The organism is Streptococcus sp. KHUD_015 (genome assembly GCF_051106265.1).
Classification (GTDB): Bacteria; Bacillota; Bacilli; order Lactobacillales; family Streptococcaceae; genus Streptococcus.
Genome location: NZ_CP193665.1, coordinates 671,280 through 689,825, shown reverse-complemented (window position 1 = coordinate 689,825; position 18,546 = coordinate 671,280). Strand labels below are relative to the sequence as shown.

The window sequence follows — 18,546 nt, the reverse complement described above, 5'->3', positions numbered from 1 at the left end:
ACTGTGCTTTTCTTTTCACGTCAAGCCTTTTCAAAGCAAGCGACTTATGATAAGATAGGCACAGTATGCGTTTAGATAATTTATTAGCTCAAGAAAAAATCAGCCGAAAGGCCATGAAGCAAGCCTTACTCAAAGGAGAAATTCTAGTCGAGGGTTGCCCAGCCCACTCCCTAGCCCAAAATATCGATACAGGACTACAAGAACTCCTTTTTCAGGACCGAATCATTCAAGGCTATGAGCACACCTATCTTATGCTTCATAAGCCTGCTGGTGTCGTTACAGCCAACAAAGACAAGGAACTTCCAACTGTCATGGACCTGCTGTCACCTGACATCCAGTCTAACAAGCTCTATGCCGTCGGCCGACTGGACCGAGATACGACTGGACTCCTCCTCTTGACCGATAACGGTCCTTTGGGCTTTCAACTCCTTCATCCTCAGTATCATGTAGATAAAACTTATCAAGTTGAGGTTAATGGACTTCTGACACCTGACCATATTCAAGCCATTCAAAAGGGAATTGTCTTTTTAGATGGCACTATCTGTAAACCTGCAAGACTAGAGATTCTATCAGCAAGTCCTTCCCACAGCCAAGCCTCCATCACCATTTCAGAGGGGAAATTTCATCAGGTCAAGAAAATGTTCCTCTCGGTTGGTGTTAAGGTAACCTCCCTTAAACGTACCCATTTTGGTCCTTGGAGCTTGGATGACAATCTTCAAGAGGGAGACTATCGCCCCCTAAACTCCCAAGAATTAGCAAGCATTCGTGAATTTCTCAGAAAAAGTGGTTAAAAAATGAGCTCGGAAATATCCAAGCTCGTTTTCTTATTTCTCAACTTTGACTTTCCCTTTCCAAGAATCCAAACCATAAGAAAGGATATAAATCTCAGAAAAACCTTGTTTTTTCAAGTAAAGGGCTGCATTTGTAACCCGTTGCGCACGTTGATTTTCGTAAAGAAGGACAGGTTTATCCTTACGAAGGGCTGCAAGACTAGTCTTCAACTGACTTGAAGGAATATTGCGGGCCCCAAGGATATGCTTTCTGTGGAACTCTGCTGGGTCGCGCAAATCAATCAATTGACCCGTACGAATCAAGGCTTCAAATTCCTCATTATCCACAATTTTAGCCGCACGACGAATACGAAGATAGTTAAAGCCCATCCACGCCAACATTGCTAGTATAAGTGCCCACAAAATCCAAGTAACCATTAGTTCTTTTCTCCATTTTTCTCAATATAATCCAATTCTACCTTGTGCTCTCTGCGAAGAACTGCTTCCGCTTCCAGATAATCCAGTTTGTCCATCAGCCCTGCATCGTAAATCCGAGAGAGTTCCAGCTTCATCAGCTCAATATCATATAAGCGTTTTCCCATGTAAACAATAATACCAAATCGTTTGAGGAATTGCTGCACATCATAGAATGTTTTCATAAGACTCATTCTAGCAAATTTTTGTGTTTTTTTCAAGAAGAGACTCACACAATGCTCCTGATTTTCCTATCTTCTTTGGCGATTCTGACGCAAGTGTGGTACAATAAAAACATGAGAATTCAACAATTACATTATATTATCAAAATCGTCGAAACTGGCTCTATGAATGAGGCAGCCAAGCAACTCTTCATCACTCAACCTAGTCTTTCCAATGCAGTAAGAGATTTGGAAAATGAAATGGGCATTGAAATCTTTATCCGCAATCCCAAGGGTATCACCTTGACCCGTGATGGGATGGAGTTTCTATCTTATGCCCGTCAGGTTGTCGAGCAAACTCAGCTTCTAGAGGAACGTTATAAAAATCCTGTCGCCCACCGTGAACTCTTTAGCGTTTCCTCCCAACACTATGCCTTTGTGGTCAATGCCTTTGTCTCTTTGCTCAAGAAAAGCGATATGGAGAAATACGAGCTCTTCCTTCGTGAAACTCGAACTTGGGAAATTATCGACGACGTCAAGAACTTCCGTAGTGAGGTCGGTGTCCTATTTTTGAACAGCTACAACCGTGATGTTTTAACCAAGATGCTGGATGACAACCACCTGCTGGCTCACCATCTCTTCACAGCCCAACCGCATATCTTTGTCAGCAAGACCAATCCTCTGGCAAAGAAAGACAAGGTCAAACTGTCTGATTTGGAAAATTTCCCTTATTTGAGTTATGACCAAGGAACTCACAACTCCTTCTACTTTTCAGAAGAGATTCTCTCGCAGGAATACCACAAAAAATCTATCGTGGTTAGTGACCGTGCCACCCTCTTTAATCTCTTGATTGGTCTGGATGGTTATACCATTGCGACAGGGATTTTGAACAGCAACCTCAACGGAGACAACATCGTTTCCATCCCACTGGATATTGATGACCCAATTGAGCTGGTCTATATCCAGCATGAGAAAACCAGCCTATCTAAGATGGGCGAACGCTTTATCGACTATCTACTAGAAGAAGTTCAGTTTGATAGTTGAGAATCACTCTAAATCGAATAACCTAAAAACCTCAAGAACTAGCTTTCAACCCTAGTTCTTGAGGTTTTTTATCTAATAGTAAATCATAAGGATTTTATAAAATCTTATTTTTTAAATAAAAATATAGCAAGGATTAAAACTAGGACGAGTCCAGCTCCCGCAACCAGTCCAAATACTGGAATGTTTTCAAATAGTTTTTGTTCTAGCTTTGTCTTCTCACTACTGTCTTGAGTTGATTCTGCCACTGTATCGCCTTGTTTCGCTACGTCTTGTTCTACTTTTTTCTCTATTTTCTTAGGACCATAATTTGGATTTACAAAAGTTGCGAGCATGGTGGGCTTAGAATAGTCTTCCTCGCCTTCTTTGACTAACCATGACGCATTATATAAATTCCGTCCTTCCAATACCATCCCAAAATCAATTCGCTCACCAGGAAGCAAAACTGCTCCTAAACCTACACTAAAAAAGAAAGCTTCTCCGTCATTGTTCTCTTTTAAGACAATAAATCCGTTCTCACTAACTTTTTTAAGTCGAGATAATTTTCCTCTAATATCTCCATCTTTAAAGGTTCCAGTGTAGCTTCCATCCTCTCCTAAAATGAGTGATGAAGCTCTACCAGGTTTGGTACCTTTATTAGGTTCTTTATTAATCCAAGTACCTACTAATTCGGATGGGAGAGGAATTTCATCTCCAATTTTAGCATCGACAAGGGACTTTGGCATGGGAGGATTAGGATCCATATTTTCACCAATAATCGGGAGATTTAGAGAAGTATATTCAATAGTTGAGGTATCTATTTTGGTTTTAGAATCAAGATTTAACTCGTCTAGATCACCTTCTCCTGCTCTAAATTCACCTTTTTTAATTAAACTTGGCTCCTTATTTTCTTTAGAAAGTTGGAACAATCTATATGACATAATCCCTGGAGAACTTTCGAACACTATAATACTACCATCTGTGTATGTTTCAATAACTGTCCCCATCCTGAGACTTATATCCCAAAATCTATCAAATAAGGGAGTTGGGGTATTACCATTCATATAATATACTTCAAACAGTTCCCATTTTTCACCATTAGTAAGACCAATTAATAATTCATCCGTCCCATTTTTGTCAATATCCTTCAAAGCGTAACCAAGTCTATTAATATTATTTTCAAATAGATGTTTACTCTCCCACTTCTCAGTGATTTGTGGCAATAGTTGGTTGTAGTCAGTACTGTCAGCTTGGGCTGAATTCACTAGTGCAAACAAGTTGTAAATTAAGCCCAAACAGGCCAGCATTTTTATAATTTTCTTCATATTATTTCTAATTTTAATTTAACCCATATAAACTAATAAATATTATTGTAATTGTTATGCGTATGGTAATGATTTTCTTGAACACGTAAATTTCTCAAGTAATCAACTGCTTCTTCTGTATTTCTACGGATTCCATCTAACTGCTGTAATTGCAAAGTTTGAACATAATTGTTGTATCTTAATGCTTGAAGCATTTTCTTAGTATCAATATATTGTTCCCTTTGTAACTGTAGCATTTCTTTCTGATAGTTCAACTGTAATTCTTTATATTTTGTTTCATCATATAAATTTACCAGTTCCTTCATATTATCAGCTTTGAAATTTTCTAAAGCTCCGATAAAAAACTCTATAGCTTCTATGAAATAGTAATCTTTGGGATACCATCCACTACCAAAAGCTACTAGAGCTCCTGCAGCTTCTTGCATCTCTATTTCACACTACTGTTGCTCTTCCTTAATTTCTTTTTCACGTTTAATCTGTCTATCATAATCAGACTGTCTCATACCTGACTTTTTAATAAGTTGTTTATTATCATCATCAATTAGCGTATTAATGAAATCAACCCATTTAGGATACCAAATTTTACCTAAAATAGAAGTTAAATAAAGCATCCCTAAAGTTATAATTGAAAAAAATATACCGTCAAATAAGTTAAAACTTATTAACCCTATTATTGCTAAAAAAATTATCCTAAGAGGTGCAGCTAATAACATGACTAAAATAATCCCTGTCCATATATTTAACCATTTCTCTGTTTTTCTGCGTATCTTCTTTTGAAGATAAAAAATTAAAATAGCTGTTGCTGCCAAATACATAACAAGTTCAAGAAGATTACCGTCACCAAACCAAAACATTAGTAGAAATTTAGCTAGATTTCCCAAAGCACCAAACAGAACTACATAAAATGATTGCCTCATCATTTTCTCTATTTTGTTAGATGAATTACTTTCTAATAAATTTTGTAATTGAGCTTGTATTTGCTTAGCTTTTCTTCTATCATTTTCTAACTTCATCTTATAGTTTTGTTTTTGATAAATATAATCTATACCTCTATGTAGATTATATAAATTTTCTAACAATACTGATTTTTCTACCATTTCATTCTCCATCATTATTCCCATTTTCTAATTTATTAAAGCCCCTGCTATTACTATCACATTAATGCCAACTACTACTTAAAAGAAATTATTTAATTCATTTTTTCACTAGTAGCTTTATCACCTTTTATAATCATTATTGCTGCAAAAAGATTTATTACAACACAGACATAATATAGAATCGCTCCAAAACCTAAATTCGATCTTCCAACCAATTCTTGTGTTATTGAAAAATGAACAAGAATTCCAAATATACTTACCAGAATAACTATAATCGATGTAATTATTTGAAGCACTCTTCCTTTTCCAATTACTAAAGATAATAAGAAATTAATCACAAACGCTCCGTACCAAATCAAAAATAGATACCATAATGGTCTATCGAAATATTCTGAAACATGTTCACTTAATGGAGGTAGATATTGATTACCTGATGAAACAACTGGCAATAAGAAAGTAATCATTCCTACTAAACTAGCTAGAGTTATTAATTTTTTAAATTTCATTTGATATTCTCCCTATATACAACATCCTACCCCAGTAGCTTTTAATACTCTTCGAAAATCTCTTCAAACTACGTCAGCTTTATCTCCAACCTCAAAGCTGTGCTTTGAGCAGCCTGCGGCTAGCTTCCTAGTTTGCTCTTTGATTTTCATTGAGTATAGGGTACTGAGGTAAGATTTTAATGTGTAGTCTATCTTACTCGGTTATACGTTTGATCTGACTTTTGAAGATAGAGTTCCTTATCTTTTAACATATATTTTGTTTTCCCTAATTCTCTTCCTTCATCGTCTGTGATTGTCAATTCTTGCTTTCGTTTATCAATTTTCACTAGTCTTTGTACTTTGTCTCCGTCTGAATCCTCAGAGGTGACGGTCCCAGCATTTCCTTTAATCACCATGACTAAATGATCACGTTTTGTTAAAATTTCATAAGTTCCATCTAAGGGATCAGTCGTTAATTTCTTTATTCCAAAAATTAACACTAGTGCAATTACAACTAAACCTGCAATGCTCTCCTTACGTTTGGTTTCAAATAAGCTTTTTAATTTACCAACTACATTTTCCATATTGAATTCTAGTTCCTTATCTTACCCACTTACCTGATGCATCTACTTTGTAGCCATCTGGGGTACGTTCGTTGACTGCCATCTTACCATTTGACTTGAGATAGTAGTCACCAACCCATTTATTACGAGCATAGCTACCCTCAGAAGTTAAGTAATAGTAAGAACTGTAGCTACTATCATAAATCCACTCACTCTTAGCCATTTTACCATCTGATTTGAGGTAGTAACTTCCAGCCCAAGCATTACGGGCATAGCTACCCTCTGCTGTCAAGTAATAGTATGATTTATAGTTATTGTCATAAATCCATTCGCTCTTAGCCATGTAGCCACCTGATTTAAGATAGTAGTTACCTGACCAAGCATTTTGAACAAAGTTACCTGAAGCATTTAGATAGAAGTATGAATTGTACTGAACATCAAAAATCCATTGATTGACTACTTTAACACCAGCTTTGTAGTAAGAAGAACCTGACCAGCCAGTCTGACCTGAGGTAGAGTTAGTAGCTGGTTTTGGAGTTTCAGTCGCTTTTGGTGTTTCTACCTTCTTAATCGGATAATATTCCTTATCTGATATTCTAAAAATTTCTGAACGTCCAAAATAACGTTTTCCAAAATCATCTACACTATATATATCTAAATAATAATTGCCATCCTCTACTAGAAGTAAATTAATACCCGACTGTAATCTATTCTTGCCATCAAATTTACCAAAATAATGCGATTCAGTCAAAGTTCCAGTACTCTCATTAACTATATCAAAATAGAGAGAAGTGCTATCATTAACGTTGGAACTTCTTTGTAGGTCAACTAAAAGAGTAGCTGATGTAGAACCTCCCGCTGTCGGTATTAAGGTGATTTTCAAGGGATTTTGAGTATCCTTGACACTCATATCTGTTAAGGCATGAACCTCCATTGGTTTAGAAGCCATAAGACCCACTGATAACAACGAACCTGCTAATAAAGAACTAACTAATATTTTTTTATTTTTCATGATTTCAAATTCCTTTTCTTTTTTTCTTATCCTATCCACTCACCGTTAGCATTGACTGTATAGCCATCTGGTGTAGTGGTGTTTACTGCTAGAGCTCCTGAACTGTAGGCATAGTACCATTTACCAGAAACTGTAAACCAGCCTGTTTTCATAGCACCTGACTGGTCAAGATAATACCATGAGCCATTTTCTTTAACCCAGCCTGTAGCCAGTGAACCTGAGTTATTCAAATAGTACCATGACCCATTATCTTTAACCCAACCTGTAGCCATTGAGCCTGAGTTGTTCAAGTAATACCATGTGCCACCAGTTTTGACCCAGCCAGTTTGCATCCAACCTGCGTGGTCAAAGTAATACCAAGTACCCTTGATTTGTTCCCAGCCGTTGGTTGTATATGAACCGTCAGCATGTTTGTACCACCAGCGACCAGCTGACTCAATCCAGTTGCCATCTTGTGAAGGTTTTTCATCTTCTACTTTCTTGAGTTCTGTATCTGTTTTCTTATCCGCTTGTTTCCCTGCAAGATACTCCAGATACCAACCTGATAAATTGTAGTCGTCCTTGCTTTCAGCCTTAACTAACTTATCAAACTCTTCTTGGATTTCAGCTAATTTAGCTTGTTCAGCTTTCAATTTAGCTGTAACTGCATCCAATTTATCTTGTGCCAATTTTGCAGCAGATTTTGCTTGAGTTAGTTTTGCTTCCAAATCAGCTACTTTTGCTTGCGCATCTGCAAGATTCTTATCTGCATTTAGATAAGCACTCAATTCAGTTGCAATTGCTTGCGCATCTGACACCAATTGGTCTTTTTCTGCATGGAGTTTCGCTTGTTCAGCTTGAAGAGCTTTTAACTTGTTTTCTTCTGCTTGCAATTTTGCTTGCGCATTTGTAAGAGCAGTTTCAGCATCTTTTTGAGCATTTTTGGCTGTAGCAAGTTCATCTTTAGCTGTTTCAAGAGCAGTTTGTTTTTCTGCTTGGCTTCTTGAGAAGTTTTCAACAGCTTTTTCAGCAGTTGCTTTACGTTCTTGTGCATTTTTCAAAGCAAGGTTTGCCAATTGCAAGTTCTTTTCAGCAACTTCTGTTTGAAGTGGACTATTTGATTTGCTTGCCAATTCTTTTTCAGCTTCTGTTTTAGCGTCAAGTGCAGAAGCATATTTGCGTGAAGCTTCTGCCAATTCTGCTTTAGAATTTGTAAGAGCAGTTTGAGCTTGACTGTTTTGTTTTTGTGCTTCAGCTAGTTTAGCTTCAAGTTGGGCAAGGTCATTTGATTTAGAAACTGGAGTTCCTTCATTTGAAAATGCTGTAATCATGTAATGACGACCATTGATATTAGCTACGTCAATACCAACATATTTTGCAAAGTTTAGGTTTGCATAAAGGTGTCCCCATGGACGACGTTTATTAGCATTTGAAACGCCATCAAAATATGTTGTGAACATTAAATTGTTGTATACAGCTTGTTTTAATTCATACATATTTGAAATATCAGAACTCATCGATGCAACGTTTTCAACAGCATTAGTTACGTGACCATGAACCATTGGGTCTAATCCACGTTTTTCATATTTTTCAGCTTGTGTTGACGCTAAAGTAACAGCTTCTTTAGTTGTTCCTGTTTCTGATTCTACGTTGAATGAATCCCTAAATGCATTTCTGATTTGTTTCAATCCATTGACGTAAAATTCTGAGATTTCAAGTTTTTGAGCATCTGTTAAATTGTCAATATCAACTGGACGGTTTTGATCAGCTTCATCATATTTAACGTTAGCATTTGATTTTTTAACGATATCAGCTACAGATGTAAGAATAAAATCATCTAAATCATCTTTGATTGAATTATTTTTATTAGCTTTTTCTAGTTTTAATAGTTGTCCAAATGTTACAACATTTGAAGACACACCAGCTGATTTCAATACATCTGCTGAAAATCCATTATACAAATTTGATGGAATAGTGAATCTTGGATTTGGAATGTTCATTCCTTCAGATTTATTAAACTTAGCTTTTTCCACATCCAACGCAGTTTGCGCTTCTTTTTCTTTAGACGCTGTAGCATCTGCTTTTTCTTGGATAGAATCCACTTTGTTTTTGTCGGCGTCCATCATTTCTTTAGCTAATTTCAAGGCGTCATTTTTGACATTCACATTGTTTTCAGCTTGTTTGATAGCATCTGCGCGGTTGCTATCTGCTTTCTTAGCGGTTTCGACAGCTGTTGTTGCGCTTGAGATAGTTGCATTTGCTTGTTCAATATCTTTTTCAGCTTGGGCAAGTGAGGCTTTTGCTTCGCCAAGTCCTGAACCATTTAGCGCGTCTTCAGCTGATTTTACATTTGCTTCTTTAGCGGTTACTGTTTTATCCGATTCAGCTTTCTTACTTGTTGCGCTTGCAACGTTAGCTGTTTCAGTTGCTACAGTCTCAGTTTGAGCTTTAATCGCTTCAGTAGACGCTTCAGTTGCTTTTTGATTGGCTTCTTGAGCTTTTACATTCGCATCTTGTTTAGCTTTTGTAGACGTGATATTTTCTTCTGTAGCATTTGCTTTAACGACTTCAGCAGACTTCAAGTCCTCTTTAGCACTTGTCAAAGCAGTTTCGGTAGTTGTGACAACTTTATTAGCAGAAGTAGCTTCAGCACTTGCTGTTTCACTCTCAGCTTCAACTTGCTTAACAGTAGACGCTTGAGCATCAAGAGCAGGCTTGACATCAGAAGATTTCTTCACTTCTGGTTTTGCGTCAGCTACAGGTTTAGAAACAAGAGCTGGTTCATTGATAGTGTCAGCAGGTACTGGTGTTGCTTGAGCTTCTTGTGCAAATGCAGGCGCACCAACAGACGCAAGCGCAATAGCTGTTGAAGTTGTGAGGGTTTTCAGTTTCTTCATCATTTTCTCCTTTAATGACTGATAGAATAGGATTGAGTGGTAAGTCAATCCTTGTTATACTAGTATAACAAGCCGGCTTTATGAGCTATTCTTTCCCCTATCATACCATAATAGATATTTAAATTTTTCGTCATTTAAACTATAGTTTCAATCTTGTTCATAAAAACAAAAAATAGCATAGAATTCTAATATTTTGTAACTATAGTTTTCTTTCTCCATTTTTTTCTCTAAATTTTTGTATAATAGTCTTAGAAGTATGTAAGGAGACTATTTATGGAAAACCTATATCCATTTGGAGCTACATTTAAGTACCTGCGCGAAGCACGAGGCCTCAGCCTAAAGGAAGCCGCCTCAGATATCGTATCGCCGCAGTTCCTAAGTCAATTTGAAAAAGGAGACAAAGGAATTTCACTTGAAAACTTTGCCAAACTGTTAATTGTTATCGGAGTTGAATGGAATGATTTTGTTCTCGCCTATGCAAATAAAGGTGGAGACTGCTTAGAATTACCAGCTATAGAATTTGGTAAGCATGTGGTCCATGAAGAAGATATCCTCACTTATATTGAAGAATACGAAAAATTATTTGATGTCTACCTAAAAGACAATCCACTTCAAGCAGAGATGATTTTCAAATCTATTAAATTAAGACATTATCCAACCATATCAAAAAGTCCTGAAACTGTTGCCAGAATTCAAAACATTATCAATCATTTAATGAAATCTGATGTCTTTAATAGTATCGAACTTGAAATTTATCGCGTCATCGTCAATCATTCTCCTATGGAACTTATTGACCATATGAGCAAACAATTACTACTTATGTACAAGGAAAGTGCTAATACTGACACCTACATCCGCATTTTAAATGCTCTCACTTTCTCCGTAAAGTACTTCTCTGAACTGGGTTACTATCAAAAGGCTGATGATATTATTAAAAAAATTAAATCACTTCAAACCTTCGAACGAGGCTATCTAGCTATCCCCCTCATGTTTCTAGAAGTTGAACATGTTTACAATCAATTTAGATGGAATAAACCTGAGGCTATTCCCTTAGCCAAAAATCTATTTAATTATCTTCAAAGCGCAAAATTTATTGATCAGCAATACTACTCTAATTTTATCAACGCCTTCACCTACCACTACCATGCATTAAATAAGACTGGAATTGATTTATTCTAATCCTCAAAAAAAGTTGCTCCATTTTAGGAACAACTTTTTTACTTATAATTAAAAGTCTCCCCTGCCAACTTATCAGCTAGCTTGGGAAAGAGGGTATAAAACTTATGGGCTAGATTCAACAAAAACGGAAGATTGAGTTCTCGTTTGTTTTTTCCTATACAATTAACAATCTTTTTAGCTACTGCATCTGGTTCTAGCAGGAAGCGATCAACTGATTTAAGATAGGTGCCATCTGGGTCAGCCTGGTCAAAAAATCCTGTACGGATTGGTCCTGGATTGACCGTCGTTACATAAACACCGTAGGACATGAGTTCGAGACGTAGAGCATTTAAAAACCCAATGGCCGCAAACTTGGTCGCTGAGTAAAGGCTGGACTTGCCAGTAGCGATCAAACCTGCCATACTGACGATATTGATAATATGGCCTTTTCGGCTTTCTTTCATACGAGCAGCAAGGCGACGAGACAGATTCATCAGGGCAAAGGTATTGACCTCAAACATCTGATGAATATCTTGGGCAGAAATCTGGTCAAATTCTTCAAAAATCCCGTAACCAGCGTTATTTATCAAGACATCAATCTTACCATAACGGAAATAGAGGTCAGTTACCAGAGTTTCTAGGGCTGAATCATCGGTAATATCGATTTCAATCAATTCTGCATGGGGATGATTTCCGTAGAGTTGAGCTAATTTTTCCTTATCTCGACCAAGCAAGATAAGCTGGTCTTCTGGTAAAAGTTTGACCATTTCTTGAGCTAGACCACCGCTAGCTCCGGTAATGAGAATCGTACGCATACTTATCCTTTCTCAATCTTTTAGATTTCCACTTCTTCCAAGTCTTTGACTACATGCACATTTTCAAAAATTGTAGCCGCATCTTTCTTGAGTTTGCTGATATCTTTTGAGAGGAAGCGAGCACTGATATGATTGAGCAGGAGGCGTTTAGCACCTGCTTCTACTGCGACCTCCGCCGCCTGCATATTGGTTGAGTGACCATGATTACGGGCAATTTTCTCATCGCCTTTGCCATAAGTTGATTCATGGACCAAGACATCAGCATTGACAGCCAGACGTACGCTGGCATTGGTTTTGCGGGTGTCACCTAGAATAGTGATAATCTTACCTGGACGTGGCTCTGAGATATAGTCAGCAGCCTTGATTTCAGTGCCGTCTTCTAGAACAACATCCTGACCGTTTTTGATTTTTCCAAAAAGCGGGCCAAATGGGACACCAGCCGCCTTGAGTTTTTCAGCATCCAGCGTTCCTTCAAGGTCCTTTTGCATGATACGATAACCAACGCAGAAAATAGTGTGATCCAACTCCTCTGCATAAACGGTAAACTTATCCGTTTCAAGGATTTTCCCTAGAGAATCTTGGTCAAACTCATGGAAATGAATCTTATAGGGCAGACGAGAACCCGACACACGAAGGCTGGTTAAAACAAATGACTTGATCCCTTGAGGTCCGTAGATTTCTAAATCTGTCTGCTCTTCATTGGCCTGAAAGGCACGGCTAGAAAGAAATCCTGGCAGGCCAAATATGTGGTCTCCATGCAGGTGAGTGATAAAGATTTTGCTGACCTTGCGTGGTCGAATTGTGGTTTCCAGAATGCGATTTTGCGTACCTTCTCCACAGTCAAAGAGCCAGACTTCGTTAATCTCGTCCAAGAGTTTCAGGGCGAGACTTGAAACGTTGCGGGCTTTAGAGGGCTGACCAGCCCCTGTTCCTAAAAATTGAATATCCATTCGATACTTTCTAATTAATCAATATATAACATAGCTGTGCGGTTTTCCGATCGGAAATAGCGCTTGCCAGAAAAAGCTGTGGCTTCTTGCAGTAAATCCTCTTGGCTGTAGCCTTTAAGACGTTTGCGACCATCAGCCAAGCTTTCCAAATCAGTCAAAGCTGTGAGACTTTCCACGCTAACAACTTCCTCGTCCCCGACAGCCTTCATGTAAATCTTACCAGACTCTTCAAAGACTAGCTGATGGGGGAAAATTTGTGCAATCTCAAAAAGCAAGTTATCTGAAATCTTCTCTTCATTCTCAGAGAAAATTCGACCAAGGCCCTCTCTCTCATAGCAAAAACCAAAGGATTTACCAGACAGATTAAGCCTAATAAAAGGCTTATTTTCTAGGGTGAAACTTGGCTCAACGTTGTAGAGATTTAGTTCCTGACTGAGTTCAGCAAAATAATCCGTCGCAGCCTCAGGACTCTTTTTCTGGTAGAGTTCTGCAAAATAGGCATTGACCACACTTGGCGGAGGAGTGATCAGTGCCAACTGCTCCTGCTCTGTTTTACCAGCTAGAAGTTGTTCTAAATAGACCTTATCCAGACTTGTATAACCTCCATACTTTAGAGCCAAAGTTTTAATATCAGTCATAAAATTCTTCTAACCTCCATTTATTTTTCTCAGAAATGTAGCCTGTAATGACTTCCCCGTCATCCTGATAATCGCGTTCTTCCAGAATCGCTACACTTTCCAAATCATGAATCTTGTAAGACTTAGAAAAAGGCACGCGCAGAGTAAATGCTACAAAAATTTCCTTAATCTTATCTAGCAATAAAGCCTGCAAATTCTCACGACTATCCTCAGACTTGGCAGAAATGAGGGCATAAGGCGTTTGGGTCGGCGTGAAATCCTCCACCAAATCCGCTTTATTATAAAGGGTCAGGCGAGGAATATCTTCCATATCCAAATCTTTCATGATGGACAGGACTGTTTTTTCATGTTCCTCGTGGTAAGGATTGCTGGCATCAATGACATGAACCAGAAGGTCCACATGCTTACTTTCTTCCAAGGTTGATTTGAAACTGGACACCAATTCAGTCGGCAAATCTTGGATAAAGCCAACGGTATCAGTCAAAGTTACTTGGAGATTGCCCCCAAGATGGATGCTCTTCGTCGTCGCATCTAGAGTCGCAAAGAGCTCATCTGCTTCATACTGAGTCTTACTGGTCAAGGTGTTCATAATAGTTGACTTCCCAGCATTAGTATAACCAATCAAACCAATCTTAAAGGTACTCGACTCCAGACGTTTTTCTCTGACAGTCGCCCGATTTTTCTCAACCACCTTGAGCTGTCGCTCGATATCCGTGATTTGATTGCGAACTCTACGACGGTTCAGCTCCAGCTGGCTTTCACCAGGTCCACGGGAACCAATTCCCCCTGCCTGACGGCTGAGCATAATTCCCTGGCCAACCAAGCGAGGCAAGAGATATTTGAGCTGGGCTAGGTGAACTTGGAGCTTCCCTTCATGGCTTCGAGCTCGCATAGCAAAGATATCCAAAATCAACTGCATACGGTCAATGACCTTGACACCCAGATCTTCCTCTAAATTGACATTCTGCCTTGGGGTCAGACGGTTGTTGACGATGACAGTGGTGATTTCTTCTGCATCCACCATGAGCGCAATTTCTTCCAACTTACCAGAGCCGACAAAGGTCTTGGAGTCATACTTTTCACGTTTTTGCCTGTAGCTATCTACAACGACTGCCCCAGCTGTCTTGGCTAGACTGGCCAATTCTTCCATAGAGAGGTCAAAATTGTCCATGCCCTGTAATTCCACACCGATGAGAAGGACGCGTTCCTCTTTTTTCTCCGTTTCAATCATTTAAAAACTCCTCAATCTGGTTTAAAATACGGTCTTGTACACCAGATTCTCCTATCTGATAAAAAGTGACCTGCATGCGATTACGGAACCAGGTTAGCTGGCGCTTGGCAAAACGACGGGTCGCCTGTTTGAGACTGTCACGAGCTTCTTCCAAGGACTGCTCTCCTCGAAAATAAGGAAAGAGTTCCTTGTAGCCAATGCCTTTAGCAGACTGAACTTCAGGGTAATGGTCAAAAAGCCACTTTGCCTCATCCAAAAGCCCAGCCTCAAACATCAAGTTCACGCGGTGATTAATACGCTCATAAAGTTGACTACGTTCATCATCCAAGCAGATAATCAATGGTTCATACAAGGTCTCTTGATTTTCCAAATCCTGACCAAAATAGGCGATTTCCAAGGCGCGCATAGCACGACGACGATTAAACTGGGGAATTTCAAGACCTGCTTGCTCTACCAGATGGGCTAACTCCTCATCTGTATAAGGCTCCAAACTAGCCCGATAGGCCAAAATCTCCTCATGGGGAGTCTCTCCACCCAGATGGTAGCCTTCTAGCAAGCTCTGGATATAAAGTCCAGTCCCGCCAGCAATAATAGCTAGCTTGCCCCGGCTGTGAATATCCTCAATAGCCAGCTTGGCCTCTGAAACAAAATCAAAAGCCGAGTAAGACTCGGTTATCTCTCTAACATCGATTAAATGATGGGGAACAGCTGCCTGCTCTTCTGGACTAGCCTTGGCCGTCCCAATATCAAGTCCTCGATAGACTTGTTGGCTATCTCCACTAACCACTTCGCCATTAAAACGCTTTGCAACTTCAATGGCTAGAGCTGTCTTTCCAACAGCAGTCGGTCCAACAATCACAATTATTTTTGTTTTCATCTTTTTTCCTTGAAAAATTCCCATTTTTTCGTTACTATTATTATAACACAAAAAGATCAGTCAGAAAAATGTGACCTCTTGAAGAGGCTGACTGATTGAGAATATAAAGGAGGAAGACTCATGGCTAAAGGATTCGCTAAAGGTCTTGTAACAGGTGTCGCAGGAACTGTTGCTGCACTTGCAGGCGCGGTATACGCATTTAAAAAGAAAGTAATCGAACCAGAAGAGCAAAAAGCAGCTTTCGTCGAAGAAAACCGTAAAAAAGCAGCTCGCCGCCGCGTATCACGTTAAGAAACAAAAGAAGTTGGGATTCATTGTCTCAACTTCTTTTTTCTATTCTTTTAAATAGCTAGGTCAAACTTCAGCTGAGGCTTAACAGGGTCATAATCCACCAACTCAAAATCTTCTGCTTTAATATCAAAGAAATTGGTCCCATCTGGAATATTCAAGACCAAACGTGGTTGACAGTTTGACGGCTCACGACGAAGCAATTCCTGAGCTTGTTCAAATTGATTGTCATAGATATGGAGGTTGTTGATGAAGTAGAAGAACTTCCCAACCTTCCAGCCAAAATGCTTGGCAATCATCATTTGAAGAGCTACGTACTGCATAGCGTTGATGTGGTGGGCCACCAGCATATCATTAGAACGCTGGGTCAAGGTCGCATCCAGATAGATTTCTCCATCAACACGGCGGACATCAAACATGGTCTGAAAGGCGCATGGGAGTAGTCCTTCTGTTTCTTCGAAAGCTTGATAATCCCAGAGCGAAATGATATTGCGACGGTTCCAAGGGTTGGCTTCCAACTGCTTGAGAAGCTTGTTAATGATATCGTGTTTCTTAACAACAGCACCATAGCGCTCACCAATGGTTCCTGTATCCCCCACTTCCCAGTCATTCCAATAGTAAACATTGTACTTGCTATTCAGAACCTCTAGGCTATTAGACTGGTCTTGGTAAATCCAGAGCACTTCCTTGATGGCGGATTTGATGGCAATGGGACGCAAGGTCGTGATGGGGAATTCCCCCTTAGCCAAATCATACTCGGCAAAGGCACCAGTTACATACTTGGAGTTAGCAACAGTCCCATCCTTGTACTTGGGACGGGCCTGCTCAGAAAAGACACCGTCTTTGAGGATTCGTTCAATATTTTCTTTAAAAATCGTATCTGCTTTTGTCATTTACTCTCACCTCATTTATTTCCTAACTAGTATAGCATAAAAAAGAAAAGAAAAGAAAAGAGGAACATTACTAACTCTAGGTTAGCATTTTTCCTCTTTTATTATTTTATTGCAATACAAGTGATGCTGCTCCGATAACTCCAGCATCATTTCCTAGAGTTGCAAGAGCCAATTTTGTTGATGTACGTACTTGTGGGAAGGTATTTTCGTCGTAGACTTTTTGAACACCTTGTAGAAGGAATTCTCCTGCAGCTGACACACCACCACCGATAACAATTGTTGATGGGTTTAGGATTGAACCGATGTTGGCACAAGCGATTCCCAAGTAACGTGAGAAGTTACGATAAACGATCAAAGCAAGGTCGTCTCCTTCTTTTGCAAGGTCAAAGACAGTCTTAGCAGTTACTTCTTCTCCGTTATCAATCAAACGTTTCAAGGCTGCATCGCCTTCGTATTCATCAGCATAGCGACGAGTCAAGTTGACAATCCCTGTTGCTGAAGCAACTGTCTCAAGGCAACCTTTCTTACCGCAAGTACATGCGATTGGTTGGTCAAAGTCAACAGTGATGTGGCCAAGCTCACCTGCTGCACCAGCAACACCATGAAGCAATTTGCCTTCAGCAACAATACCGCCACCAACACCAGTACCGAGTGTCATAAAGACAACGTCTGGTTGGTTATCACCAGCCCCCATCCAACGCTCACCAAGAGCTGCCACGTTGGCATCATTATCGATGAAGAATGGAATGCCCAAGGCTTTTTCAATTTTCTCTTTAATTGGTTGAAGGGTTTTCCAGTTCAAGTTGTAGGCACCAATAACAGTTCCTTTTTCACGGTCAACCACACCTGGTGATCCCATTCCAATACCTTGGAAGTCTGCTGCTGCCAATCCAAGCAAGTCCAAACGGTGTTGAATAGACTCAATCATATCATCAACAATATGACTTCCCTCATCCAAAATGTTGGTCTTGATAGACCATTTTTCTTGGATTTCTCCTGCTGTTGTTAAGATTGCAAATTTGATAGAAGTTCCACCAAGGTCAATCCCAATAATCTTTTGACTCATCATATTCTCCTTTTTCATTGTGTAGTAATTGAAAATGCTTACAGATATAGTATAACAAAATTCAGTTCCTTATGCAAAGGTTTGCATTAACTTTCTAAATTTTATCTGATTTATGGTTTCCAGAGACCTGAGGCATCTACATAGTAACGTCCACCATCTACTCTCTCGTTCTTAGCCATTTTACCATCTGATTTCAAATAGTAGTTTCCTTGCCATGCATTGCGAGCATAAGAACCATCTGATTTCAAGTAATACCAGGCTTGATAAGAAGAGTCATAAACCCACTCACCTTGTGCCATTTTACCGTTTGACTTAAGGTAGTAAGCTCCTTGCCATGCATTCTTTGCATAAGAACCATCTGATTTCAAATAATACCAAGCTTGATAAGAAGAGTCATAAATCCATTCGCTCTGTGCCATTTTACCATCGGCTTTAAGGTAATAGCTTCCCTGCCAAGCATTTTTCACTAGATTTCCATTTCCATTAAAATAGTACCAAGCACCGTTCTGCTTAACCCAACCACTTGCTGTGGATGAATTTGTATCAGTTTGAGTTGTAGCCGCTTGTTTTGCTTTAAAAGCACCCTTAGGAGCACTTTTCAATTCGCAAGCCACACCATCATGATCACGGTCTAACTTGGCAGAATATCCTGGTTCTCCCTCGTGAATATCCGAGTATCCATTCGCCCAAGCTTCCTTACAACTAGAAAAATGAACGTTTTCTTCTGCTAACACAGGTTGTGAAAACAAGGCTAAAGCTGGCAGGGTAGCCAGACTCATTTTTAAAAATAGACGTTTGTTCATTTCTTTCTCCCATAATTATGATATCGTTTTCAATATTATTTTAT

The 18,546-nt window shown here is 39.2% G+C and carries 20 protein-coding genes and 1 pseudogene; 4 read left to right on the top strand and 17 right to left on the bottom strand.

The features are described 5' to 3' along the window. Positions 1-65 precede the first annotated feature (65 nt). Positions 66-791 carry a 16S rRNA pseudouridine(516) synthase gene (locus ACORHU_RS03135; protein WP_049535448.1) on the top strand — a complete coding sequence of 242 codons (726 nt, stop codon included), beginning with the start codon at positions 66-68 and terminating at the stop codon, positions 789-791. A 33-nt stretch (positions 792-824) separates the two neighbouring features. On the opposite strand, the gene ACORHU_RS03130 is transcribed toward ACORHU_RS03135, so the two are convergent. After that, the gene (locus tag ACORHU_RS03130; RefSeq protein WP_000259257.1) at positions 825-1,208 is read right to left on the bottom strand and encodes a rhodanese-like domain-containing protein; all 384 of its coding nucleotides are present in this window, start codon (positions 1,206-1,208) and stop codon (positions 825-827) included. Continuing rightward, positions 1,208-1,477 carry a YqgQ family protein gene (locus ACORHU_RS03125; RefSeq protein ID WP_033689072.1) on the bottom strand — a complete coding sequence of 90 codons (270 nt, stop codon included), beginning with the start codon at positions 1,475-1,477 and terminating at the stop codon, positions 1,208-1,210. The genes ACORHU_RS03130 and ACORHU_RS03125 overlap by 1 nt, the downstream gene beginning before the upstream one ends. A 63-nt stretch (positions 1,478-1,540) precedes the next feature. Here ACORHU_RS03125 and ACORHU_RS03120 point away from each other — a divergent pair, with 63 nt between their 5' ends. Continuing rightward, positions 1,541-2,449, top strand: a complete 909-nt coding sequence (locus ACORHU_RS03120) for a LysR family transcriptional regulator (protein ID WP_084926873.1) — start codon at positions 1,541-1,543, stop codon at positions 2,447-2,449. 104 nt (positions 2,450-2,553) lie between these two features. Here the strand turns inward: ACORHU_RS03120 and ACORHU_RS03115 are convergent, their stop codons facing one another. The 7 genes from ACORHU_RS03115 to ACORHU_RS03085 form a co-directional block, all read right to left on the bottom strand. After that, positions 2,554-3,750 carry a hypothetical protein gene (locus ACORHU_RS03115; protein ID WP_434364745.1) on the bottom strand — a complete coding sequence of 399 codons (1,197 nt, stop codon included), beginning with the start codon at positions 3,748-3,750 and terminating at the stop codon, positions 2,554-2,556. Positions 3,751-3,782: 32 nt separating this feature from the next. Then, positions 3,783-4,175 carry a hypothetical protein gene (locus tag ACORHU_RS03110; protein WP_434364744.1) on the bottom strand — a complete coding sequence of 131 codons (393 nt, stop codon included), beginning with the start codon at positions 4,173-4,175 and terminating at the stop codon, positions 3,783-3,785. A gap of 12 nt (positions 4,176-4,187) precedes the next feature. Further along, on the bottom strand, positions 4,188-4,847 hold the full coding sequence (locus ACORHU_RS03105) for a hypothetical protein (RefSeq protein WP_434364743.1): 660 nt from the start codon (positions 4,845-4,847) through the stop codon (positions 4,188-4,190). 92 nt (positions 4,848-4,939) lie between these two features. Next, positions 4,940-5,353 carry a hypothetical protein gene (locus ACORHU_RS03100; protein WP_061759170.1) on the bottom strand — a complete coding sequence of 138 codons (414 nt, stop codon included), beginning with the start codon at positions 5,351-5,353 and terminating at the stop codon, positions 4,940-4,942. 188 nt (positions 5,354-5,541) lie between these two features. Beyond that, positions 5,542-5,916 (bottom strand): hypothetical protein, encoded by a 375-nt coding sequence (locus ACORHU_RS03095; RefSeq protein ID WP_049535453.1) that lies wholly within the window; start codon positions 5,914-5,916, stop codon positions 5,542-5,544. 16 nt (positions 5,917-5,932) lie between these two features. After that, complete coding sequence (locus ACORHU_RS03090) at positions 5,933-6,907, bottom strand: hypothetical protein (RefSeq protein WP_061759169.1); 975 nt, start codon at positions 6,905-6,907, stop codon at positions 5,933-5,935. A 26-nt stretch (positions 6,908-6,933) separates the two neighbouring features. Beyond that, positions 6,934-9,783: an SEC10/PgrA surface exclusion domain-containing protein gene (locus ACORHU_RS03085; RefSeq protein ID WP_061759168.1), complete on the bottom strand. Its 2,850-nt coding sequence runs from the start codon at positions 9,781-9,783 to the stop codon at positions 6,934-6,936. A gap of 273 nt (positions 9,784-10,056) precedes the next feature. Between ACORHU_RS03085 and ACORHU_RS03080 the strand changes: the two genes are divergently transcribed. After that, on the top strand, positions 10,057-10,962 hold the full coding sequence (locus ACORHU_RS03080; protein WP_434364742.1) for a helix-turn-helix domain-containing protein: 906 nt from the start codon (positions 10,057-10,059) through the stop codon (positions 10,960-10,962). 38 nt (positions 10,963-11,000) lie between these two features. Here ACORHU_RS03080 and ACORHU_RS03075 read toward each other — a convergent pair whose 3' ends face one another. The 5 genes from ACORHU_RS03075 to miaA are packed head-to-tail and all read right to left on the bottom strand — an operon-like array spanning position 11,001 to position 15,452. Further along, entirely contained in the window at positions 11,001-11,756 is a 756-nt protein-coding gene (locus ACORHU_RS03075; RefSeq protein ID WP_061759166.1) for an SDR family NAD(P)-dependent oxidoreductase, read from the bottom strand. A 20-nt stretch (positions 11,757-11,776) separates the two neighbouring features. Continuing rightward, on the bottom strand, positions 11,777-12,706 hold the full coding sequence (rnz, locus tag ACORHU_RS03070; protein ID WP_061759165.1) for a ribonuclease Z: 930 nt from the start codon (positions 12,704-12,706) through the stop codon (positions 11,777-11,779). A gap of 14 nt (positions 12,707-12,720) precedes the next feature. Then, positions 12,721-13,344, bottom strand: a complete 624-nt coding sequence (locus ACORHU_RS03065; RefSeq protein ID WP_061759164.1) for a hypothetical protein — start codon at positions 13,342-13,344, stop codon at positions 12,721-12,723. Beyond that, positions 13,337-14,575: a GTPase HflX gene (gene hflX / locus ACORHU_RS03060; protein ID WP_061759163.1), complete on the bottom strand. Its 1,239-nt coding sequence runs from the start codon at positions 14,573-14,575 to the stop codon at positions 13,337-13,339. Before hflX ends, ACORHU_RS03065 begins: the two co-directional genes overlap by 8 nt. Then, positions 14,568-15,452: a tRNA (adenosine(37)-N6)-dimethylallyltransferase MiaA gene (miaA, locus tag ACORHU_RS03055; protein WP_061759162.1), complete on the bottom strand. Its 885-nt coding sequence runs from the start codon at positions 15,450-15,452 to the stop codon at positions 14,568-14,570. The genes hflX and miaA overlap by 8 nt, the downstream gene beginning before the upstream one ends. Before the next feature lie 120 nt (positions 15,453-15,572). Here miaA and ACORHU_RS03050 point away from each other — a divergent pair, with 120 nt between their 5' ends. Continuing rightward, positions 15,573-15,743 carry a DUF3042 family protein gene (locus ACORHU_RS03050; RefSeq protein WP_001051778.1) on the top strand — a complete coding sequence of 57 codons (171 nt, stop codon included), beginning with the start codon at positions 15,573-15,575 and terminating at the stop codon, positions 15,741-15,743. A 50-nt stretch (positions 15,744-15,793) separates the two neighbouring features. On the opposite strand, the gene ACORHU_RS03045 is transcribed toward ACORHU_RS03050, so the two are convergent. From ACORHU_RS03045 to ACORHU_RS03035, 3 genes and pseudogenes are all read right to left on the bottom strand, one after another. Next, positions 15,794-16,633 (bottom strand): thymidylate synthase, encoded by an 840-nt coding sequence (locus tag ACORHU_RS03045; protein WP_434364741.1) that lies wholly within the window; start codon positions 16,631-16,633, stop codon positions 15,794-15,796. 106 nt (positions 16,634-16,739) lie between these two features. Continuing rightward, complete coding sequence (locus ACORHU_RS03040) at positions 16,740-17,699, bottom strand: ROK family glucokinase (RefSeq protein WP_031227726.1); 960 nt, start codon at positions 17,697-17,699, stop codon at positions 16,740-16,742. A gap of 116 nt (positions 17,700-17,815) precedes the next feature. After that, a pseudogene (locus ACORHU_RS03035) lies at positions 17,816-18,502 on the bottom strand (excalibur calcium-binding domain-containing protein); the annotation flags it as partial. Between the last annotated feature and the right edge of the window lie 44 nt (positions 18,503-18,546).